The 23,240-nt window shown below is 48.3% G+C and carries 18 protein-coding genes and 1 tRNA gene; 2 read left to right on the forward strand and 17 right to left on the reverse strand.

The window, feature by feature from the left end; genetic code table 11:
* From cas7e to rlmE, 13 genes are all read right to left on the reverse strand, one after another.
* Complete coding sequence (cas7e, locus tag ACJJIQ_RS16165) at window positions 1-1,077, reverse strand: type I-E CRISPR-associated protein Cas7/Cse4/CasC (protein ID WP_445362436.1); 1,077 nt, start codon at window positions 1,075-1,077, stop codon at window positions 1-3.
* A 183-nt stretch (window positions 1,078-1,260) separates the two neighbouring features.
* Window positions 1,261-1,839 (reverse strand): type I-E CRISPR-associated protein Cse2/CasB, encoded by a 579-nt coding sequence (gene casB, locus ACJJIQ_RS16170; protein WP_444934097.1) that lies wholly within the window; start codon window positions 1,837-1,839, stop codon window positions 1,261-1,263.
* The gene (casA, locus tag ACJJIQ_RS16175) at window positions 1,839-3,392 is read right to left on the reverse strand and encodes a type I-E CRISPR-associated protein Cse1/CasA (RefSeq protein WP_445362437.1); all 1,554 of its coding nucleotides are present in this window, start codon (window positions 3,390-3,392) and stop codon (window positions 1,839-1,841) included. The genes casB and casA overlap by 1 nt, the downstream gene beginning before the upstream one ends.
* A gap of 787 nt (window positions 3,393-4,179) precedes the next feature.
* A complete protein-coding gene (locus ACJJIQ_RS16180) occupies window positions 4,180-4,725 on the reverse strand; it encodes a hypothetical protein (protein ID WP_445362438.1) in 546 nt (181 codons plus the stop codon).
* A gap of 1,111 nt (window positions 4,726-5,836) precedes the next feature.
* Window positions 5,837-6,133 carry a hypothetical protein gene (locus ACJJIQ_RS16185; protein ID WP_444915604.1) on the reverse strand — a complete coding sequence of 99 codons (297 nt, stop codon included), beginning with the start codon at window positions 6,131-6,133 and terminating at the stop codon, window positions 5,837-5,839.
* Complete coding sequence (locus ACJJIQ_RS16190) at window positions 6,123-8,288, reverse strand: hypothetical protein (protein WP_445362439.1); 2,166 nt, start codon at window positions 8,286-8,288, stop codon at window positions 6,123-6,125. Before ACJJIQ_RS16190 ends, ACJJIQ_RS16185 begins: the two co-directional genes overlap by 11 nt.
* 1,392 nt (window positions 8,289-9,680) lie before the next feature.
* Window positions 9,681-9,766 (reverse strand) — tRNA-Leu (locus ACJJIQ_RS16195).
* Window positions 9,767-9,775: 9 nt separating this feature from the next.
* Window positions 9,776-10,210 carry a preprotein translocase subunit SecG gene (secG, locus tag ACJJIQ_RS16200; protein WP_445362440.1) on the reverse strand — a complete coding sequence of 145 codons (435 nt, stop codon included), beginning with the start codon at window positions 10,208-10,210 and terminating at the stop codon, window positions 9,776-9,778.
* A gap of 70 nt (window positions 10,211-10,280) precedes the next feature.
* Window positions 10,281-11,015 (reverse strand): triose-phosphate isomerase, encoded by a 735-nt coding sequence (gene tpiA, locus ACJJIQ_RS16205; protein ID WP_444896166.1) that lies wholly within the window; start codon window positions 11,013-11,015, stop codon window positions 10,281-10,283.
* Between the two features lie 119 nt (window positions 11,016-11,134).
* Complete coding sequence (gene glmM / locus ACJJIQ_RS16210; protein WP_282931361.1) at window positions 11,135-12,487, reverse strand: phosphoglucosamine mutase; 1,353 nt, start codon at window positions 12,485-12,487, stop codon at window positions 11,135-11,137.
* A gap of 94 nt (window positions 12,488-12,581) precedes the next feature.
* Window positions 12,582-13,427 carry a dihydropteroate synthase gene (gene folP, locus ACJJIQ_RS16215; protein ID WP_444915602.1) on the reverse strand — a complete coding sequence of 282 codons (846 nt, stop codon included), beginning with the start codon at window positions 13,425-13,427 and terminating at the stop codon, window positions 12,582-12,584.
* A 90-nt stretch (window positions 13,428-13,517) separates the two neighbouring features.
* Window positions 13,518-15,437: an ATP-dependent zinc metalloprotease FtsH gene (gene ftsH / locus ACJJIQ_RS16220; protein WP_444896163.1), complete on the reverse strand. Its 1,920-nt coding sequence runs from the start codon at window positions 15,435-15,437 to the stop codon at window positions 13,518-13,520.
* Window positions 15,438-15,624: 187 nt separating this feature from the next.
* On the reverse strand, window positions 15,625-16,245 hold the full coding sequence (rlmE, locus tag ACJJIQ_RS16225; RefSeq protein ID WP_108734402.1) for a 23S rRNA (uridine(2552)-2'-O)-methyltransferase RlmE: 621 nt from the start codon (window positions 16,243-16,245) through the stop codon (window positions 15,625-15,627).
* A 143-nt stretch (window positions 16,246-16,388) separates the two neighbouring features.
* Between rlmE and yhbY the strand changes: the two genes are divergently transcribed.
* Window positions 16,389-16,691, forward strand: a complete 303-nt coding sequence (gene yhbY / locus ACJJIQ_RS16230) for a ribosome assembly RNA-binding protein YhbY (RefSeq protein WP_413663230.1) — start codon at window positions 16,389-16,391, stop codon at window positions 16,689-16,691.
* Between the two features lie 34 nt (window positions 16,692-16,725).
* On the opposite strand, the gene ACJJIQ_RS16235 is transcribed toward yhbY, so the two are convergent.
* The 4 genes from ACJJIQ_RS16235 to ACJJIQ_RS16250 form a co-directional block, all read right to left on the reverse strand.
* Complete coding sequence (locus tag ACJJIQ_RS16235) at window positions 16,726-17,100, reverse strand: hypothetical protein (RefSeq protein ID WP_413663231.1); 375 nt, start codon at window positions 17,098-17,100, stop codon at window positions 16,726-16,728.
* Between the two features lies 1 nt (window position 17,101).
* Window positions 17,102-18,709: a S41 family peptidase gene (locus tag ACJJIQ_RS16240; RefSeq protein ID WP_445362441.1), complete on the reverse strand. Its 1,608-nt coding sequence runs from the start codon at window positions 18,707-18,709 to the stop codon at window positions 17,102-17,104.
* A 213-nt stretch (window positions 18,710-18,922) separates the two neighbouring features.
* On the reverse strand, window positions 18,923-20,314 hold the full coding sequence (pntB, locus tag ACJJIQ_RS16245; RefSeq protein ID WP_413663233.1) for a Re/Si-specific NAD(P)(+) transhydrogenase subunit beta: 1,392 nt from the start codon (window positions 20,312-20,314) through the stop codon (window positions 18,923-18,925).
* A 15-nt stretch (window positions 20,315-20,329) separates the two neighbouring features.
* The gene (locus ACJJIQ_RS16250) at window positions 20,330-21,877 is read right to left on the reverse strand and encodes a Re/Si-specific NAD(P)(+) transhydrogenase subunit alpha (protein WP_445362442.1); all 1,548 of its coding nucleotides are present in this window, start codon (window positions 21,875-21,877) and stop codon (window positions 20,330-20,332) included.
* Between the two features lie 774 nt (window positions 21,878-22,651).
* Between ACJJIQ_RS16250 and ACJJIQ_RS16255 the strand changes: the two genes are divergently transcribed.
* Complete coding sequence (locus ACJJIQ_RS16255; protein WP_444907338.1) at window positions 22,652-23,239, forward strand: ANTAR domain-containing response regulator; 588 nt, start codon at window positions 22,652-22,654, stop codon at window positions 23,237-23,239.
* The last annotated feature ends 1 nt before the right edge of the window (window position 23,240 follow it).

Below are 23,240 nucleotides of genomic sequence, written 5' to 3' on the forward strand. Positions count from 1 at the left end.
CTATTCGCTGACAAAGGCCAAAAGTTCCTCGATATTACCTTCGCCAGTTACGGCATTGAGAACGTAGCGACTATCGGCACAATCCCCGTACACCTTATCGAAACTCTGCAATTGCTTTTGCAGTGCATCAATAGCGTCATGGGCGTAATCCTCGCTATAGCGATCAACCGGCTTCAGGTAAGCCGCAGAGAGAGAACGCGGTTGCTGATCACCGGCTTCGGCCACGACATAAGAGGCATAGGCACGGCTGGCATAGCTGTTTTGTTTACCGCTGGGAGAAACTTTAAGGATTGTCTCAGTCAGCGCAGCTACAGCTAGATCGGCCAGGGGTTTATCCCCGTCCAGGTTTTCAATGAGCAGCTCTTTGTTAATGCAGATATAGGAATAAAATAATCCCGCAGCAAAGCCCGCCTCCCCCAAGTGAGCAGCACCGGCATCCTCGCTGCGATCATTCAGGTCGTCTACCGCAGTAAAATAATCATCTTCAATCACTACAGAGTGAGCCGAGAGTGCATGGGCCACTTGGCATGCCGCTTCAACGTTATAGGTGGGCTTGGAAGCGAGCATACGGCCAAACAAGGCGATATCCACTGCCATGTTTTCCTTGCGCAATAAATCCAACTCTGTCTTCTCCGGCTCTCGCCCCTCTTCTGCCAAGGTTTTCAGTAGTGCAATGATCCCGTTTTGCTCAGCACTACTGAGGTGAACTAACTGCTCGATTTCCAAATCGGCCAGAGGGTTATCTTTTTCCGGCTTTTTTAACTTACCGAATTGCTCGGCAACTTTCTGTGCCCACAATTTGGCCTTTTTCTCAGAGACCCCCAGATCCAATAAAGTCTCATAGGCCAGTACCCCCTGACGCTTGGTTCTGGTGCCAATTAGGCTATCCCCCTGCTCCGTTGCCAATACCTGCTGGAACAACTCCGACGTTCGCCAGTGACGCTTAAGGCTCTGGGAAGAGATTCGCAGGCGATCACAACCTCCCATCTTCGCTGTTTTTGGCCGCCCCAAGTCATCCCGGTTCAGGTTCGCAGGGGGATAGGCGGTCAATACATGCAATTGAATAAAGCGGCTCATAAATCTCTCCTTGTTGCGACCTTCAGGCCATCACATTACTTCGATTCATATCTCAAGTATCTGATCAACAGTCACTGTCAATCGGTCTGGCTTTGCTCTGTGCTTAGTGTTGTTATGGGAATAGCATTTAAAATATTTTTAGGCCCCTAAGACCTCTTTAATTTGGAATTCTCTAAATACTTCTCAGTCTGGTAATACGGCGTAGTAATCAGTTGCCCAACGCACAGCCAGGCGTTCCTGTGGATGTCTTGCGGGAATCGTGCGCATTTCTCTTTGCCAGTGCAGCAAATCATTGGCAAGGGAAGCTATATTGGCTCTGCCATCCAGCAGGGCCAGGGCCCGTACTATGCGGCGATAAAACTCGGCCGTATCGCGACTTTTTTGCAACTGAAAAAAACGCAGCTCACTTAAAGGGGGGCGCCCGCCTCTCTCCCGGGGCATAGCCAGGGACCGGGCAAAACTGATATCCATAGCCTCGCTGCTGTCAACATCAATTGTTTTGCTGGTGTTATCATTTTTTACGTGTGCAATTACGGTGGCTACCAGAGCCGCATCTTCGATACGAATTTGCTCATCTTTCTGCCAGCGCTCGGGCATATCCTTTAAAAAACGGATAAAGGCGGGAGTAGGCATTACATCCATGGGCTCTACCGCACGGCGCAAACGCGCTCGGTCGGCCCGGCCAGCTTTGTCATTGAGCCAGCGGTGCCACTCGCGCAGTCGGCTCACATCTGTATCGCTAAGATATTGATATCCGGCCATCACAATTCCTCCTGTTGTTGCTCAACTTTGGCTGTATTATCCAGAGTCTTTAAACTTGCCAGGCTGGCGAGCTTACTCCTTAAAAGACGTCGTGCCCGAGTCACTCGCTGCAATTTCAGGTCTTCCGCAGAGCCCTCCATTGACCAATGGTCAAACTGCGCTAAAGCCGTTTTTCTCAGTGTGTGTGCCCAGGCAATAGCCACCGGTGCAGGTGTAAATAGGGATTTCTTGGATTCGAGGGATAACTGCTTGAGCGAGTGATAAAACTGGCTTTCCGTCGCCATCCAAAATGCCTGATCGACAAATGAAAAATCCCCTTTAGCCTCATTAGGGTTATTAAACCAGGCAGCCTTGACCCTAAAGCGCAGCTCTTTCAAAGTATCTTTTGCAGCTGTTAAAAGCTGCCCTGCCAGCTGAATAAATAGCGACTGATGCTCAGGGGAAATAGGCAGTACTGGCATTTCCTGTTCATACCAGCAACGCGCTTTCATATTGTCCATGTCATAGCCAAATCCCCACAGGCGCACATCGACATTCGAATCCAGTTCTTCGAGAATTTCCGCATACTCCTCATGGAACAAGCGCACCGCCCGGCTCGCTTCATCGCCATTTGAATGGTCATTCCACATAAGCCCCAACCAATGCCGATAACCGAGGCCACTCTGTTGACCTTTCAAACTCAAGGGTGGGGTTTTTTTCTTGGGATCACGTCGATAGGGCGTAAGGGGATGAATCCAGGGACCCTCGTAATTAATACCATAATTCTTAGTGGTATATTCCCGAATTAATTGACTCGTCTGCTCTCCACAAAGATCGCAGTAACCCTTGCCTTCTCTCGGGATATGGAAACGTATCCTGCGCGGCATACCCCAGTACATTTGCAGGGGATGGGTATCATTGGGAGACGTAGAGGAACCTTGTTTGTCAGAGAGGCGGGAGGGAGCGAGCCAGGGGAAGATGCAACTATCAGAGCTTTCAGACCTTGACCCAAATTCCTCTTGTGGCAGGATATTGAGCCACAATTTCTGCCAAAGGTTGACATCATCTGCCTCTGGTATTATCAATGTGGTCAGAGGACCACCACCACGCAAACTGGTTCTATGCCCCACGCCTCCGGAGGGGGCGTTAATTTGCAAAGTAAACAAGGCACTAGCGGCACAGCTGGGACATACACCCTGCACCCTACCGCCCTTAATAAATAGATCCTGATTATCTCTGCAGGTTTTACTGCCCGGCGCCTCAATCAGTAGGGCGGCAATCGACTTTGATTCTCCCTCGCTCAATTCCAAGTCCTGCATAAATGCAGGCCCGGACTCTTGAAACAATTCAAAATTGGGAGCGTAGCTTTGCAGCCGTGATTTTAGTGTTTCCTCAGTAGGCGCCTTTTTCCAGTAGCCCCCCCAATCATCGACACTTTCAGGTGCAAAAGCTGTTTGCAACAGGCCAATTAAAAACTGGAACAGCGCCCCGCGAAAATCCGGTCGTACCGTGCAAATATCTACGACAGGATTATCCACCTCGACAATTTGCCAAGGAGCAATTCTTTCCTGCATACCGCATCGCCGGATAATTGGCAGCCAGGAATCTTCAACCAAATTCACCACGATCCTCCCTGATCCAGTCTCCGCCCTCTTACTCTGCTATAGCCATGCTTTTTTCAAGAGCTAGAGGGAACAGTTACACTCAGAGCAGTGCGAGCGCCTCTGCCTCATTTATTGAGTGCTCAATCTCTCAGCGTCACTGCCGGGACACTAATTGCATTACCTTATGCCACTCTGACTAGGGAAAAATGATCTGGCTCAAGTCTGGGCATCTTTCTCACTTTCCGCACCGAAAATCAGGGTAGCGCCTACTACCTCACACAAAGAAAAGTGCTCAGTTATCACATAGACCACACACAACATAAGGGTACTTATCCCATTCCCTTCTCTATATGCGGGTATTCCTGTACAGACAATTCTCCCACCCTTTAGCCTGTATCAGCTATTGACCTCAATTGTTAATCAACAGATACAAAAGAGCCCCTTGATGGGGCTCAAAACTAGCGACAGATTCTATTGTGAAGGAAATTTAACGAATCGGTATCCAGCTCAATATAAGCTCATCACTTTTAACCGGCCGGTAGTTATCGGCACTGAATCGCCACTACTAAGCCGTTCAACCCTTACCGACTTCAGATAAAAGAAAAGACTTTATTAACTGCTTCTGACTCTGCTACAGAGCTGACATCATTTCTATTAGATGTGCGGTGATCCACTACTTTTGATTGTATGGATATACTAGATTGGAGTTCGACTGTGAAAGTGCCGGCAATTATTACCGACACTTTCATACTATTAACTAGAAAATTTCGTAGGTGAAAACTTTTAAATTTACATCTTCAATAGCCTCTAAATCACCCTGAATATCAACTGTCAAGGTATCGCACATATCCGCGGCAATTGAACCATTATCTATCGTTAAGACTACTTCATTGCGAAAATCTGAAATGGGCACATTCGTATAAATATTTTTATCGTCCCTATCAACCCCTATTGCAGTTTGAGTACCATCTTTGGCAACACAACTTGCCGTAATCGAAACATCATACACATAGTCAAAAATTCTAGGATGATTTCTAGTGTAGCAACGCTCTCCCCTATGGGAATAACGACAAACGACATCTGGCCTCAACCGTCCCAAACCAGATACAATCGCAGTAATATCGAAACTGATTTCTTGCGCACTATCACCCAAGATATCAATCTCAGCAATTCGCCGAGTATCCGAAGTATAAGAGTACTCAGTAATATTGTGCTTAACGCCGCCAATAAAAGTCATTTCTGCAAAAGACTGACTCGCTAACAACAAGGCAAACACCGGCAACACAGACTTCAAAAATTTCATTTTTCATCCTTAAAAAAATAATCGAGCAGGCAGTATAAATACCCAAATATTAACTAGCAAGAAGATCCAAACAAAAAATTAAAACTATAAATACTTCAGCAATTACAGCAAAAAAAACCTATATATTCAGCCTGCATTCACACTCAGCATGCCTTACAAAAATCTCAAAAAAATATAAATCAAAACTTAAATTAACCGATTATTTAAATCTCCATTTATCTTTTATCGTCACAAAATTGCAGATCACAACATCCTCATCAAACGACAGGAAACCACATAAAGACAAACTTAGCTTTTATTTGAATATTGCCCCGCGATTAAAAAGCAATAATTAACAAAGCAAAGGGAACATCTATCACATCGCAGACATCGACAACATGCTTAAGTGCCTTATGATATTTAAAAGCTAAAACAAACAAAGTAATAAAATATCAATTCAGCTAGCCTAAAGCTTATTCTCGATCGAATTACAGATTAAGTACTCTTTTATTTTACTTAAAGTACACCACCTCGATTACAAGGTAGCTCCTGGGTTATCTCAAACTGGTTAAGTTGATTTCACTCACTCCAACCACTTTTCTTTATTGCTGAATCTAGCATCAATACTCTTCAATCAATTTTCTGCCACCACTTGATCTACTGATGGAGAAGAAGTAGCAGATATTGACTCCAACTATCCACTCTTTTCCTTATGATCAGCTGATACCCTTCAAAGTCGAAATCTGGTGACCTACCATCCTAAAGAGAAAGCAATATCAGGAACCAGCTCCGTTTTTGAGAACTAAGTCTCTCAGCGTCACTTTAGGGGCACTAACTTTATTACCGCATGTCACCCTGATTAGAAAAAATACCTTACCCAAGTCTGGGTATCTTTTCCAGCTCACTAAGGAAGTGTATGTACGGTTGCTTATCAGCCAAAAATCGACTGCTATTATATAAACTGTAAAATATGCAAGGTAATTGCATCAACTTCGGTCATTATTTTGATACTTAAACCCTTTAGTGCAAAGTTATTAGAAACAAATATTAGCTAATTACTTTTAGCACCCCTGCATTTGAACATTAAAAAAGCCCCAAAATAGGGGCTTTACGTTTACTGACTAAGAATTATTTAATCGAAATTTGGCACCAAAATAAGAGCTTCATTTTTTATCTCACCTGCATCCACAGAGACAGCCTCACCATTACTTAGCCTCACAACCTCAACTGACTCTAGGGTAATCGAAAAGGCCTTACTTACGGGCTTTTCTTCTGGCTCAACTATGTTATTCGAAGAATCAGCACAACCACCAACAAAAGCAGCGATAACTAAAACAAAATAAAAGCGCACATTGGATTTTAAAGGTTTCATATATCCACCAATTAATAGCAGTAATTCCGAAAAACTCTCTGAGGTTTTAAAATTCATACGTCACCAGAAACTGGGCCTCACCAACGGGCAACTGAAACTTTTTGAATAAATCTAACTTCAGATAGCCATTATCAATTGAAAAGAGACCATCGCCGATTAACTCCGAATTACTGGCAATTCCATTGTTATCCATATCCAAATACAAACGCACCCTCTGTATGTCCGATACTTCATCCAACTCACCATCGGCCTTGAGTGTGAGTGACTTCAGCATCGCATCAGCAGAGTCACTCTGTAGGGAGAAAGCCAACACCGGTGCCTCCTCCTCTAACTGAAACTGTGAATTCTCAAGTGCATAGGATTTTATATTTACAATAGGTTCTTTAACATTGAGGGTCGCGACAGCACCAGGATCGACAATAATGCCATTCATCTCTCCGTCATCATCATTGAGGCCACCATCTACCAAGCTAAGCTGGATGCAAAAATGGCCCTCATGGAGCCCAGGCTGGTACTTCTCACTACCCGGCTCAGGACAATCACCCAACTGCCCCAGTGCAGAAGATACGCGGTTAAATTCATCCTCAATAAAATCCACCCATCCAACACTTTGGCGGTATTTCAGATAACGAGCACCTTCGAGTAAAGCGGCATTTAAAGGGACAACAATGTTAGCGCTTTCCCCAAAATCTGTATCGTAAATAACAAAGTCAAAAATACCATGCAGGAATTTATAGCTATTCTGTCCTGCCAAATTATCCTCAAAGAGATTATCTATATCCTCTAACGTAACCTGGCCCAATTGTTGACCGGCAATATAGGCACTATCACCAAGTCTCAAGCTTGTCCCTTCAGAGCTTTGCATCACTGCACCAGTTCTATTTACCGGCAGCTGGGAACGAACCGCTACCCTATCTAGATAGTCCGGTATTCGATCACCATCTAAATCTAAGAATCCCTCAACGCTGTCACTCAGCCCATCCTGATCAGCATCCTCATTATCGGACAATACAGGGGCACTGCCATCCACTCGCAATATCAGCTTCGCAGTATCTGACAAACCACCAGAATCTGTAACAGTAACAGTAACTTCGAAAGCTCCCGACAAACCTGCTGGATCAAAGGTAAATACGCTTTCACCAGAGTCGTTGAGCTGAACTAGCTTTGGGCTGTTCCAACTATAGGTAAATGGGTCCAGCTCATACTCATCTGTGACCCAGGCTTGAATCTCTGCCGGTCCCTGATCCTCATAAATTACAGCCCTGAACTGGCCAGCTTGAAATAGCTTTGCCGTAACTTTGGGGTAAAAGTTAAATGTAGCGCTAGGTATAAGTGGAATACTTGAAATAGCAACTAAACTGTCACCATCAGCCCAATCTTGGAAACTAATCGTTGACCCAATAACACAAAAGCTATCACTGTCCTCGGAGAAATCACTAGCACCGCACCCGTTATCAACTAAAGGGAATTTAGATAAATCAATAACAGATACTTCATTACCTTCTACTGGAGATTCGAAATTAATATAGGGTAATTCTATCTCAGCACCTGTTAAATCCAAGGTCAGCACTACCGAACTGAATACACATGTCGTATCGAAGTCTCCATTGGAAATTGTACTAGACTCAACCGCTTCGCCCGAGCATCCCTCACTAGGGTTTGCCGAGTCTTCTCCTGCGGGCATAACACCCATGAAAGAAACAACGGTATCAACTGTAGTAAGGTTATGTATTTCCGCCGATTGAGCATGTCCCAGAAGGCCTGAGTGTTCATTTAGAATTGTAAATTCCCCTCCATTGAAGTTTATATATAAATTACTGATGGAATAGCCATTACCTTCAAAGGTCGCAGTAAACGGGTTTTCACTTGTACCGATTGGCTCCCAGCCCAAGCCCTCGTTCCAGTACTCATCATTCGCATCAACATAACTATCGCCATTGGTATCAAAATTCAGGTCTTTGGTCAGCTCAAAGCCATAACAGCCACTTTCTGGGCAACCATAGTTACTACTGTATAAAGTTGATCCGTCTAGGTTGTTACGAATCTCATTAAGATCTTTGAAACTGCGAATCTCAATCAGACCATCATTATCAATATCAAGATCAGAAAGAGAGGCGTCAGCTGATACACCTTCCATGGACAGTAGCCCGACAAATATTACTAGCCCCCGAAGTGTCGAAAGCTTTTTGTATTTAGTGGTATAAGACTTCAATCGAAAACTCCTTTTTCTATATTTACCAAAAATCTCAGCCAATTTTTAATTCACTTTCAGAACTCGTGCCGAGAATAGGGATCGCGAAAGGGAAGCAAAATAGTTACTAACTTGATACCGAGCAACTGGAGTAATCCAGTATCCATCCCCCCAAATAAACCCGCAACCAAACCTCCCGGAAAAGCTATTACATAGAATTACAGGCCTACTAGTGAATGTTTCCTGCCTACAAAATCACATCAACCACCGGTGAGCTCTGCAGATGGCTTATAAATTATTGGAGAGGCACCTGGTCTTCAATGAGTGAGCCAGGAAGGGATATTCAAGGCTATGCAGGGCAACTCCTGACAAAGTGAAAGGTTAATATTTTTATTTTTTAAATAGTAAAAAGCCCGGACCAGCCGGGCTTTTTGGGTGATTCTGAGCTTCTTCGTTTCTTGATCAGTGCGGGACTTGAAAAATAACTTCTAGCCAGTGGTTACGGGACGTATAGGAAAGCACAACAAAAAAGTAACACCACTTTGAATCCTCCCTCTACTGTGGCGCCTCAACGACTGAGCGTGATGCTGAAATTCAAGCGTGACTTCACCTACTCCAAATCGACAAAGTGCGAGGTTACCTAATACTGAACAGGCAAGCCGGCTTTAGCAAAAGTGGTTCTCAAAAGACCCCAAAGGGAGTCCAGAATCGCCCCCCCCTTACAACCCTTGGTGGTTGGCAAGGTCCAGGACTTCAAACAGTATGGACCACCAAGACCGCACTATTCAGCTATACATATGCGCGCTTGTAAAAATTTTCATTCGTCTTCGCTATACATACCAGAGTAAAGCCACGTTGAGAAACCGACGAATATTGCACCAACTACAAGATAGCCAATCACCCACAGCCATGGAAAGGCAAGAAGCCAGTGCAGGACATAAATTAGGACGAATATACTAAAACTTATAAACAAGCAACTACGTAGGGTAGGCATAATTATTCCCTGACTTAGTCAAATAGCTAGTAGTCCATATCATTTCTTGCTGAAATGACTAGCTCTCTACTTGGCCAAAATTGAGATCTAAAGCTGATCTCAGGGCTCAAGCTATATTGATTACATTACTTTGCGTATTGAGCACTGAGCGGAAGAGCCGCATTCGGAGCTACCAGATATCCGCAAGCCAATGATTCTTGCCGCTTGGTTTGGCTGGCTTGTTTTGAGTTGAGTATCTATCTGTAAGGGCCATTGGTGCCTCTACCAGTTTCTAAATTGAACTAGGTAGCACCAAATGTAGCACCAGATAGCACCGGGTGACAACGAACGAGAACGGAGGGCTGTGTACCCTTCAGATAGCAAAAAGCCCGGATTTACCGGGCTTTTTGGATGATTCCGAACTTCTTCGGATCTTGATGTGGTGCCCAGGGCGGGACTTGAACCCGCACGAGCATAGCTCACTACCCCCTCAAGATAGCGTGTCTACCAATTCCACCACCTGGGCAAAAATCTTTTACTGCTGTTCCTCACTTTCCTGGTTAGCAGCTGGCTCTTCTGAACCGGTACTGTCTGCAGGAATCTGCGGGATATCGCCAGCTTCCAAATCTGTTTCGAGCTGCGGGATATCGCTGTCGATAGCCGGCAGTTCTTCGGCTGGGCCAATTTGCTGTACCGCTGCTGGAATTTGCGGAAGGTCCGCATCAACATTGGTGCCTGCACCTTGCTTAGCCAGGATGGCCAGGCCGAAACTGGTGACGAAGAATACCGTCGCAAAAATTGCTGTCAAGCGGGAAAAGAAATTTCCGCTACCTTGACTGCCAAAAACTGTCTGAGACGCGCCCGCACCAAAGGAAGCACCGGCTTCGGCACCTTTACCTTGCTGCAACAAAATCAGGCCAATAATGCCTAGTGCGGTCAAAACGTGTACAACTAATACCAATTTTTCCATCTTCTGGAAACTCTCTACCGGGGTCTAAACAACCCGTTATTCAGTATTCGCCAACCCGCGTGCTGTCAATTTAAACAGCAGCGCGACAAATCTCAGCAAACTCGCCGGCATCCAGCGAGGCTCCACCCACCAGGGCGCCATCAATATCTGCCTGGGCAAAAAGCTCCCTGGCATTTGCGGATTTTACACTACCGCCATATAAAATCTGTACTTCAGCACCTAAATCTCCCAACTGCGAGCGAATAAACGCATGTACAGCTTGGGCTTCATCAGGGGTAGCAGTTTTTCCGGTACCAATGGCCCATACCGGCTCATAGGCAATCACGGACTGCTTCCAGCCAGCCGAATCAATGATATCGGCAACCGCTTGAAGTTGTTCTGCAACCACTTCGAGAGTGCGCTCCTGCTCGCGTTCTTCAAGGGTTTCCCCGACGCAAAGTATTGGAGTCAATCCCGCCTCTTGGGCCGCAACAAATTTTTTCGCCACTAACTCACTGGTTTCTCCGTAGAGACTACGGCGCTCAGAATGCCCGACAATAACGTAACGGGTATTCCAGTCCAGTAACATGCTAGCGGAAACCTCACCAGTAAACGCCCCTTTGGGCTCCTGGCTAAGGTCCTGGGCACCCAAGCTGAAACCTCCGCTCTTTTCCGCCGCATCAGCCACCAAGCCGAGGTATGGAAAAGATGGGCAAACAACAACACCGGACTTCACACCTTCGAGGTTGAGTTCGGTGAAAAAACGTTCGGCAAACTCGCGGCTGCCGTTCATTTTCCAGTTTGCTGCTACTAGCGGTGTTCGCATGTGTGCTCCTTCAAGGGGCGCAAATCTTAGCGACATTGACGCCAACATACAACCAAAATTATACGAGTTTCTTCTGCGCCCCAAGAGGACCGATTTACTACGGGTTAAATCGCAGCAGATCAGTTATTTCCAATTCGCTCCACCACGGAGGAAATATCTTTGGCCAGCTGTTCCACCAAGGCGCTGTCGCGGCCTTCAACCATTACCCGGATCAGAGGCTCTGTGCCAGATGGCCGCAGCAGCACACGTCCGCTGTCTGCGAGCTGACGTTCTGCATCGACAACAATGGCCTTAACGTCTGTGTGATCGAGAACACCATCGCGATGAGCCAGTTGCACATTAATCATGTGCTGGGGGAACATTGTCATACGGGATTTAAGCTGATGCAAGGGCTCATCAAATTCACACAGGCCACGCAGTACCTGCAGTGCGGCAATGATACCGTCGCCGGTGGTAGATGCATCGGCACAGATAATATGGCCTGAGGATTCGCCTCCCAGCTTCCACTGATTAGCTGACATTTTTTCAAGCACATGGCGGTCGCCCACTTTGGCTCTCTCAAACGGGATTTTGTTTTCGCGCAATGCAAGCTCAAAACCGTAATTGCTCATCAAGGTGCCGACAACACCACTACAACCGCCCAGGAATTTATGCTGGTGCATAGCGATGATATACAACAGCTGATCGCCATCGACCAATTCCCCATTGGCATCGACGAACAACACCCTGTCCCCGTCACCATCAAAGGCTATACCCAGGTCCGCACCGCGCTTAACCACGGCCCGTTGCAACTGCTGAGGTTTAGTGGAGCCGCAATCTAGATTGATATTGAGTCCATCAGGGCCCGCTCCAATTACGCTGACTTCTGCTCCCTGCTCACGAAACACCATCGGCGCTACGTGATAAGTGGCTCCATTGGCGCAGTCGAGAACAATCTTCAAACCCTCAAGGGAGAAACCCCAGGGCGTGGAAGCCTTGCAGAACTCGATGTAACGCGCGGCTGCATCATCAACTCGATAGGCGCGACCGAGATCGTCAGAAGTTTCCATCGGCAGCTCGAGAGCGGCTTCAATCTCCAATTCAACCTCATCCGGTAACTTGGAGCCTTCAGCGCTGAAAAACTTAATGCCATTGTCGTGGTAAGGATTATGGGAGGCGCTGATAACAATGCCTGCACCGGCATGGAAAGTCCGGGTCAGGTAGGCGATCGCCGGAGTCGGCATTGGCCCCAACAGGGCGACATCCACGCCAGCATTAATCAGGCCCGCCTGCAGCGCTGCCTCAAACATGTAGCCGGAGACCCGAGTGTCCTTACCGATAAGGATGCGGGGGCGCCGGTGGTGTTTAGCTTTGGAAATTCTTCCCAGTACCTTGCCCGCTGCATATCCCAGGCGCAGCATAAAATCGGGAGTAATTGCTCCCTCGCCAACGCGACCACGAATACCATCAGTGCCAAAATACTTTCTTTCCATAACGCTTCTCAATTGTGTACTTCGCCGCTTTTCTGTTCTGTCGGAAAACCACAACAGGACCCTGCGGCTTAAGGTCTCTGTAAGACATCACTCATCAAATTTCGCTGCAAACCAATTGCTGCATGCGCAACACATCCACGGTTTCCGCAACATCGTGGACACGTAAAATTCTTGCGCCCTTTTGCGCAGCCAACATGGCCAGGGCCAGGCTACCGGGGAGTCGGCCATCTACATCTCGATCGAGTAAGCGACCAATCATCGATTTCCGCGACAAGCCCGCCAGTATGGGCATATCCGCCGGCGCCAGCTGCGACAAATTACGCAACAACGCCAAATTGTGCTCATCGGTTTTGCCAAAGCCAAAACCCGGGTCGAGAATGAGCCGGTCCCGTGTCACCCCCAGCTCGATACAGAGATCGACCCGTTTCTGCAGATACCTGGCGACATCCTCTACAACATCAGTGTAAGACGGATCATCCTGCATAGTGCCGGGCTGACCCTGCATATGCATCAGGCAGATTGCCAAACCACTCTCTGCGGCTGCTTCCAGTGCTCCTGGGCGCTCCAGGGCACGAACATCATTGATCAGTCCCGCCCCTACCGCAGCTGACTCACGCATCACTGCCGGGGTACTGGTATCGACAGAGATGATCGCGTCAAAGTTCGCTTTGATCGCCTCCACCACCGGCACTACCCGATCCAGCTCCTGCTGTTCGGTGACCGACGATGCGCCAGGGCGTGTCGATTCTCCGCCAATATCCAGGATTTTCGCTCCCTCAGAGAGCATCTGTTCTGCTCTCTGCAGAGCCAGGGTCAAGTCCAGGCTACCGGAGGCATAGTAATTGCCACCGTCGGAAAAGGAGTCCGGCGTTGTATTCAGAACCCCCATAACCACCGGTTGGGAGAGGTCTAGGGTGTGGTTACCACAAATAATTTTCATTGGCTGAAATAAAAAATGCCGGATTGGAACAGGCTATCGCCCTATCCCCAACCCGGCATTTGGTTTTGTCCAGTTAGTCGCTTCGGAGAATCAGTGGCCGTTTAATGGGCCGCCGACGGTATTGCTCTTATCCGCCTCAGTTGAGGCTTCTGTGGTTTCAGTATCCTGGGTCGGGCTGTTTCCACCAGAGCCGAAGTTATTGTCTTCCCAATCCCTCGGTGCGCGAACTTTGCGGCGAGCCATCAGGTCGTCCACCTGCTCCGCATCCAGGGTTTCGTATTCCATCAGCGCATCTTTCATCGCTTCAAGAATATCTCGGTTATCCTCCAACAGCTTTTGTGCTCGCTCGTAGCAGACATCGATAATACGGCGCACCTCCACATCAATTTCATTGGAAGTCTTGCCGGAAACAGGATTACCCTGGCCGGGCTGACCACTTTCATCTTCGCCGTAATGCAATGGGCCAAGCTTTTCAGACAAGCCCCACTTGGTCACCATGCTGCGCGCCAAGTCAGTGGCCCGCTCGATGTCATTGGAAGCGCCAGTCGTAACACCGTCGATACCCAGCGTCATTTCTTCAGCAATACGGCCACCAAACAGGGAGCACAGTTGCGATTCAATCGCGCGCTTGGACAGGCTGTACTTGTCTTCCTCAGGCAGGAACTGGGTGACACCCAGAGCGCGGCCACGGGGAATAATAGTTACTTTGTGTACCGGATCATGCTCGGGTACCAGTCGACCAATAATTGCGTGACCGGCCTCGTGGTAGGCGGTATTCACCTTTTCCTTTTCATTCATCACCATGGACTTGCGCTCGGCACCCATCATGATCTTGTCACGGGCGCGCTCAAACTCCTCCATGGTCACGGTGCGTCTATTGGCTCGCGCAGCAAACAGGGCAGCCTCGTTGACCAAGTTGGCCAGATCGGCACCGGAGAAACCAGGGGTACCACGGGCAATAGTCTGCGGATTCACCTTGTCGTCCATAGGCACTTTACGCATATGAACCTTGAGGATTTGTTCGCGGCCGCGAATATCTGGCAGCCCGACAAACACCTGGCGGTCAAAGCGACCTGGGCGCAGCAGGGCGTGGTCCAGTACATCCGGGCGGTTGGTCGCTGCAATAACGATCACACCCTCATTACCTTCGAAACCATCCATCTCAACCAGCAACTGGTTCAGGGTCTGCTCGCGCTCATCGTGACCGCCGCCAACGCCGGCTCCACGGTGACGGCCAACAGCGTCAATCTCGTCGATAAAGATGATGCAGGGAGCCTGCTTCTTGGCTTGGTCAAACATATCCCGCACCCGGGAAGCGCCCACACCAACAAACATCTCAACAAAGTCAGAACCGGAGATAGAGAAGAAAGGTACTTTTGCTTCGCCGGCAATTGCTTTGGCAAGCAGGGTCTTACCGGTACCGGGAGGGCCACACATCAGTACGCCACGGGGGATATTGCCACCCAGTCGCTGGAACTTGGTGGGATCGCGCAGGAACTCGACCAGCTCCTGTACCTCTTCCTTAGCTTCATCTACTCCGGCAACATCGGAAAAAGTTGTCTTGATCTGGTCTTCGCCCAGCAGGCGCGCCTTGCTCTTACCAAATGCCATAGGACCTGAGCGACCGCCGGCTCCGCCCTGCATTTGGCGCATAAAGAACATAAATACAGCGATAATAATCAGGATCGGGAAGCTGGCTACCAGAAGCTGCTGCCAGATACTCGGTGACTCAGGCTCGCGACCAACGAATTGCACATTGCTGCGAACCAGCTCATTGGTGAGTTCATCGTCGATAATCTGTGGCTGGATAGTCTTGAAGCGGCTGCCATCGGCTTTTTCGCCGGTGATTACCAGACCGTCTACGATCACGTTCTTAACTTGGCCCGACTGCACATCCTGAACAAAGTCGGAGTAACTGAGAGCCTCATCCCGTGACTGCGGTTTAAAGTTTTGAAAAACCATCAGCAGTACCGCTGCGATGATCAACCACAGTACCAGGTTCTTTGCCATATCATTCAAAGGGATAGCCCTCTCGCTTTCGCAATCAAAATCCGTTCATTCCGGCAATGCCGGCCACATCAATACCGGATAAAACCAGTATAGGTGCGGGGGGTCAACAGCCTTCGCCCCCGATACAGGTATCGCTTATACCATATGGGGAGTCAGACTAGAAATACGCCGATGTTCTCAGTCGCTCTCAGCCCTTAAATCCTCGCGCCACCACGTATACTTCACGTGAACGGGGGCGGGAAGCACCAGGTTTGCGAGTTACGACGCTGTTGTAGCTCCCACGCAAGTCGCGGATCAACTCGTCGAAACCCTCTCCCTGGAATACCTTTGCAACAAATGCACCACCGGGCTTAAGTACCTGCCGGGCCATATCGACCGCCAGTTCCACCAAATACATGGAGGCGGGCTGATCAACATCGCGTATCCCACTCATATTGGGGGCCATATCGGAAATCACAAGGTCTGCCAGTTCATCGCCCATGCGCTGTAACAGTTCACTGAGCACCGACTCCTCGGTAAAGTCCCCCTGGACAAAGTCCACACCGGCCAGCGGGTCCATCGGCAATATATCTGACGCCAAAACCTTACCTTTGTGCCCTACCAACTCCATCGCTACCTGGGACCAGCCCCCTGGAGCCGCACCCAGGTCGACAACAGTCATTCCCGGCTTGAATAAGCGGTCCTTATTTTGTAGCTCCTGCAGCTTGTAGCTGGCACGGGAGCGATAGCCCTCTTTTTGGGACTGTTTGACGTAATGGTCATTAAAATGTTCACGCAGCCAACGGTGGCTGCTCTTAGATCGGCCCATCGGGTACAATGCCTACAATCACTACAGCTTAATTATAAGAGCGGCCACTGGCCGCGATCGGGTCCGCCGAACAAACGCTGGCGACGATCGCGATCTGTGGCCGCTCCCACATCGAATTCCACAAAGTGGTAATGGAGTATTGTATGCCTTTAACCGCCGACCGCAAAAAAGCTCTTCGCTCTCTAGGTCACAACCTGAAACCTGTCGTGACCGTAGCCGGCAACGGGCTGAGCGAGGGGGTGATGGAAGAACTGAACCGTGCACTCGAAGACCACGAGCTGATCAAGGTCAAACTGATGATCGCCGACCGGGAAGTACGCCACCAAATCGTTGGTGAGCTTTGCGAAAAATCCTCATCCGAGCTGATACAGGAAATCGGCAAGATTGCCCTGATTTTCCGTGCAGCGCAAAAACCGGATATTCGCAAGTCCAACCTGCTGCGTTAAACAAAAAGGGGAGCTAATGCTCCCCTTTCTTTTCTCAACCAGTGGAAACTGGCTTACACATCACAGGCAACTCCCAGGATTCTCCATTGGACAATCGCCTCAACCAGCATTTCTCACCATTGCCGACTAATTGAAACTTGATCGGCCGCCCCATATCCCGGCCAATCAGAGCCATCTTTTTGGGATCATTCTCAATCACCAAAATAGTATCGTCCACAAACACCCTCGGGCCCAGGGTCACATTAACCCCGCCCAGCGCTTGCGAAACTGCCACCTGCAGCTTGTCCTGAATCTCCGGGCTCGTTTCCAGTAACAGTGCCGGTTGTGCAGTTTCAATATTTTGCTGGGAGGAGCAGCCAAGACACATCAATGCAAAACCACAAAGTTTAGCCAAAGCTGCCTTTTTCATTTTATTTCACCATTATGCGGTTACTGCGAGAGACTTCCTTGGTCACTCGTGCCTTGAAAGCGGGGGCACCCTCGCTTTCACCGGAAATGGAGAATGCGCTAACCGCAATATCTCCACATTCGCCAGTCTCAATGTAATTCAACGCAGTGGCAAATCGCGCTTCATCAGCATCACCCAAGAGATTGTCAAAGTCATCCCCAATCACACACCCGGGCAAATCTGCATCAGTTCCATAATTACCATTGGGTACAAAGCCATCGGAGTAATCGCCAAAGCCTTTTGCATTCACACCGGAGAACTGAATAGTGAAATAAGTGGTGCCACAGTTATCCAGGGGATAAAAACCGTAAGGCTTACCGCAAGTAGTCTCACCGATCTGAATAACTTCTACATCAATTCCGCGCAAGCCATTGATAATGGCCTCACTGGCTGAGCAGGTATTTTCACTGGTTAAGACAAACAGTCGCGACAGATTTAAAGTCGGCAATTCTTCCCCGTATAAAGACTCATCAACAAAGCCCAGACCGGTCGAGTAGAATGGAGTCCCATCCAATGGCGCTCCGGTAATTGGATTAGTTTCCGGGTGCTGGTCGTTAAACTGGGCAATTTCAAATACCTGCCCCGCAGTATTATCACCTGCGATCATATAAGCTAACTCTGCAGCGATATCGAGGTAACCACCACCGTTATAACGAAGGTCTAGTACTAAATCGTCAACAGACTCAGACTCAAGCTCGCTGACAGCATCAATCAATTCCGCTTCGGCTGTCGCAATATGATCATTGAATAACATATATCCGACTTTGCGGCCCGAATTTGTGTCCACCGTTTTAACATATTGAACAGGATCTGATTGCACTGGTGATGCGACCAAAGTGACAGTCTCAATCGTTGAAGAACCCAAAGGTCTTATTTCAAATACATGGGACTCACCATCGTTTTCCGGCCACATACCGTAATTTAAGGTATCGACATCATCACCATAAGCCAGGTCAACGCCGTCCACACTGATAACTTCTGCACCGCGGGTGATAATATCCGGCAAATTACCACCGTTTTCCTCATCCAGATAAGCGACTACCGCTTTACGTGGCGGCTTATCGGAAAGTAGGGCCCACTGGACACCATAACCTACGTACACACCAGATTCAGTTTGTGAGTACCACTCATCTGACGGAACCGTATAATGGAAGCGGTCCTTCTCTCGACCGGAGGGAGTTAGAGCGAAAGTTCTTAGCTCTTCGAAATAAGCTAAAGAATCATCGAAGCTCGCTGGATCCTGGTCTTCAATCTCGTCGTACCATAGGTAGAGCTCATTACTCATTGAGCGCAGCCAGTTATTCTCGTCCTCGCGGGTGCCCGCTACATCAGCATAAGCCGAACCCGTTGCTGGGTCTGTGCCACTGCGGGGAGCAACACACCGGCTCGCATAAGTTGAGACAGGCAGGAAGTTATCCTTTTCCCAAGTGCCGCCAACGGCAGTTGGCGTCTCAGAACCATCTTCACCATCAGAGTCAGAGCCACCTCCGCCTCCCCCACAGGCTGCCAAGCCTAAAGCTCCCAGAGTAACAACCCCTGCAAAAGCTAGCTTACGTAGACGGATTTCCATCCCCAAACTCCTATTGACCTTTTTATTAGTAAAGATATGTAAAGCGGTGGAGCCTACCACTATTTGAAAAAGGGTTCGATAACCAAGTTTTTCATCAAAAGAAATAGCTAAACCAAAATACAGAAAGGCCTGAAGAGGCACATTACAATTTGTACCCCACCAGGCCTTTCAGTACAAAACAGGTTAATTACTATTAATAACCCGAGTCAGCAACTAATTGCCGACTTTACCCAAAACCCCCTGCAAACTATCTTTTGCATCACCGAACAGCATGCGTGAGTTTTCTTTGTAAAACAGTGGGTTAGCAACTCCCGCATACCCGGAAGCCATAGAGCGCTTAAGGATAACAACCTTACCGGCCTTCCAAACTTCCAATACCGGCATACCTGCGATTGGCGAGCCCGGTTTTTCCACTGCATCCGGGTTTACCGTGTCGTTAGCACCGATCACCAAAACCAAATCTGTAGCGGGAAAGTCTGGATTAATCTCATCCATTTCCAGAACGATATCGTAGGGCACATTAGCCTCGGCCAAGAGCACATTCATATGTCCGGGAAGACGTCCAGCTACCGGGTGAATACCAAAGCGCACTGTTTTGCCCGCTTTTCTCAAACGATCAGTCAAGTCACTAACCGCCTGCTGGGCATGGGCAACCGCCATTCCGAATCCGGGAACAATAATGATACTGTCCGCCGCATCCAGTTCATCCGCAAGCTCTTGTTGATCAATGGCAATTACTTCACCATCGACTTCCTCATCGGAGACTTCACCACCATCAGAACCAAACCCACCGAGAATAACGCTGATAAAAGAGCGATTCATTCCCCGGCACATGATGTAACTCAGGATGGCACCGGAAGAACCCACCAGGGCGCCCACTACAATTAAAAGATCATTGCCCAGCATAAATCCGGTAGCGGCAGCGGCCCAACCGGAATAGCTGTTCAGCATGGATATCACCACCGGCATATCAGCGCCGCCAATAGCTGCCACAAGGTGAATACCTAACAGCAATGCAATTGAGGTCATTAACAGCAAGTTAATAACCGTACCCGCATGCACATCTGCCGGTACAAACAACACACCCAGAACAATACAGGCCAAAATGGCAATCAAGTTAAGCCAGTGCCGGGCCGGTAGCATTAATGGTTTCCCGGAAACCAATCCCTGCAACTTACAAAAAGCAACCAAAGAACCGGTCAGGGTAATTGCTCCAATAAATACACCCAGGTATATCTCAGTGCTGTGGACAACATGAGCAGCTCCGTGTAACTCCACAACCGGATCGAGGAAACCGCCCCAACCAATTAATACCGCAGCCAAGCCGACGAAGCTGTGTAGCAAAGCCACCATTTGTGGCATTTGAGTCATAGCCACACGCTTGGCCAGTGCCAAACCAATCACCGCGCCGACGATCATGGCGATGGCGACCATCCAGTAAGCCCCGGCGGCCACTCCAGCAATAGTGGCGATAATGGCAACTGCCATTCCCACCATGCCGTAAATATTTCCCCTGCGCGCAGTTTCGTGACTGGATAAACCTCCCAGACTCAAGATAAACATCACTGCCGAGAAGAGATAAGCCATTGCAATCATACCGTTCATCACTCCCTCCTCCCGTTACCGGCGAAACATTTTCAACATACGGTAGGTCACAAAGAAACCACCGAATATATTAATACTGGCCACCAACACGCCGATGAAAGCAAGCAGGCTCACCAAACCCGAATTGGCAATCCCAAGCTGTACTAATGCACCAACAACCACAATGCCGGAAATTGCATTAGTAACACTCATTAACGGAGTGTGTAGCGCATGGGTAACATTCCAAATCACTTGCCAGCCAACAAATATTGCCAGGACAAATACGGTAAAGTGCGAGACGAAATCAGGAGGTGCCACACGCCCCAACCACAGCAATAAGATTGCCGCGATCGCCCAAAATGCAAAAATAGATACCGGAGATTTTCGTTTCTCAGCTGTCTCCTCAACAATTTTCACTTCTTCAGTGGCTTTCGCCGATGGCTTGGGCTGAGCAGAAATTTTTGGAGCGGGTGGAGGCCAGGTAATCTCACCGGATTTAACCACTGTGGCACCACGAATCACTTCATCATCAAAATTGAGATTAATCTCACCATCTTTCTCTGGAGTTAGCTCCCCAAGCAGATGAGCAAGATTGGTTGAATACAGGCGCGAGGATTGTGCCGCTGCTCGACTGGGCAGATTGGTATAACCAAGAATAGTGACGCCGTTCTGCTCCACTTTTTCATGGGGCACTGTATAGTCACAGTTACCGCCCATTTCTGCTGCTAAATCCACGACGACAGAACCTTTAGGCATACTGTCGACCATATCTGCAAGCCATAATTTCGGAGCGGGTTTCCCCGGAATTAAGGCAGTGGTGATCACAATATCCACTTCTTTGGCCTGCTCGCGGAACAGTGCCATTTCAGCATCAATAAATTCCTTGGACATCACCTTGGCGTAACCACCGGAGCCCGAGCCTTCCTCCTCAATTTCTACGGTAAGGAATTCAGCCCCCATGGACTCCACTTGCTCACGTACTTCAGCGCGGGTATCGAAGGCCCGCACAATAGCTCCCATGCTTTTTGCCGTACCTATTGCAGAGAGCCCCGCTACACCAGCACCAATAACAAGTACTTTTGCCGGGGGAATTTTTCCTGCTGCCGTGATCTGTCCGGTAAAGAAGCGACCAAAATTGTGGGCAGCCTCCACAACCGCACGATAGCCGGCAATATTTGCCATGGAGCTGAGCGCATCCATTTTTTGCGCGCGGGAAATTCTTGGAATCGACTCGACCGCTAGCGCATTGATATCGCGCTCGGCAAGCTTCTGTAGGAACTCGGCATTTTGTGCCGGCTTCAGAAAGGCGATCAGCGTAGCCCCTTTGGGAATCAGGGCCAACTCTTGATCAGTTGGTGCTTGTACTTTTAATACTATGCCCGCATCAGCCAGGCACTGTTGCATATCCTCACGGATTTCTGCACCGGCTTCAGCATAAGCTTCATCAGTAAAACTGGCCCTGTTACCAGCCCCCTTCTCCACCGCTACGGAAAAACCCAAATCGCGTAATCGTCTTACGCTATCGGGAGTCGCTGCAACACGTGCTTCTCCCTCTGCGGTCTCTCTAGGTATGGCTATAATCACCGCCGTGCCCCTCTTAGTTGATTTTATGAACTTACAGCTACATCTACCTCAAAAAGTATTGGATTGCCCAATTTATAAACAGATCGAGTGTAAACGTCGTCAAAGGGGATGAAAAGGGGGATAACCTGATAGCCGTAATTGGTGAAATTAATAAGACTATATATCCTGAATTGGCTATATAGACCTGAGAGAAATAAGCAAAAATTAGTCTTGCGCGAAACCTTTTCCCTGAAGTTAAATTGCTATTTGTTTATCCAAAATATAAGGAGTTTTCCTTTTTAAATGGCCTTACCGCTCAATTCACTATGAATTTTCAACCCAAGAAAATCCCCACAGTGGAGTGACCACCTACAAACAAACAAAAAACTATAAAAATTTAGGGGTAACTGACTATTTTTAATAACCGCAAATAGATCACCAAACACACCGTGTTAGTTAAATATTGTCGATAAAGGCGACCATCACATTACACCTATAATAAAAAATAACGCGCCATGTGACAGTCTATTCACGCAAACCACAAATGTGCAGATAATTTTGCTTCCATAGTACCAAGTCACACTTTTCTGCCTGAAAAATATGTAGTAGCCCCCTACTTGTGCAAAAAAAACAATATCCGCAGAATGTCGCACCAGGAAAAAGCAGTAACATCAGATTTATCTCATGGAATTAGAGACATACATCCACTCCCCCACCTCTGCGTATTTGGCACAACTATTGATTAAAAGTTGGTAAAGCCCAATAAAAATTATTAGATGAGTGCCGCAGTAAATTGTGACTAATCCAAGCCCTGGAATCATGCTGGTCGATGACAATCCCGAGCGCGCCCACTTGGTTTGTGAGCGATTACGTGCTGCTGGCTACAGCATTCTCGCCCAGATCAATAGTGCCGAGGGGCTCCTCTTCCAGGTGGAAAAATACCGTCCAGATATTGTGCTGATAGACATCGAATCCCCGGACAGGGATATCCTGGAAAGCCTGGCCATAGTCAATCGTGAGGCGCCAACCCCTGTGGCTATGTTTTCAGGTAACGGAAACGCAGACTTTATTAGTCGCGCGGTCGACTCCGGGGTAAGCGCTTATATGGCCGAGGGAATGACTCCTGAGCGCGTGGCACCGGCGATAGAAATCGCTATGGCACAATTTAAACATTTCCAGCAATTGCGTCAGTCTCTCGAGCGCACCCAGCAGCAACTCACAGAGCGAAAAGCAATCGAGCGGGCCAAAGGGCTATTAATGGCCAAGAAGAACCTCAGTGAAGAGGATGCCCATAAGACCTTGCGCAATCTCGCGATGAACAGCAACTCGACCATCCATACAGTTGCCGAGCAAGTAATCCAATATTTTCAGAAAGAGCATTAGA

The organism is Microbulbifer maximicatervae (SeqCode), from assembly GCF_052468295.1.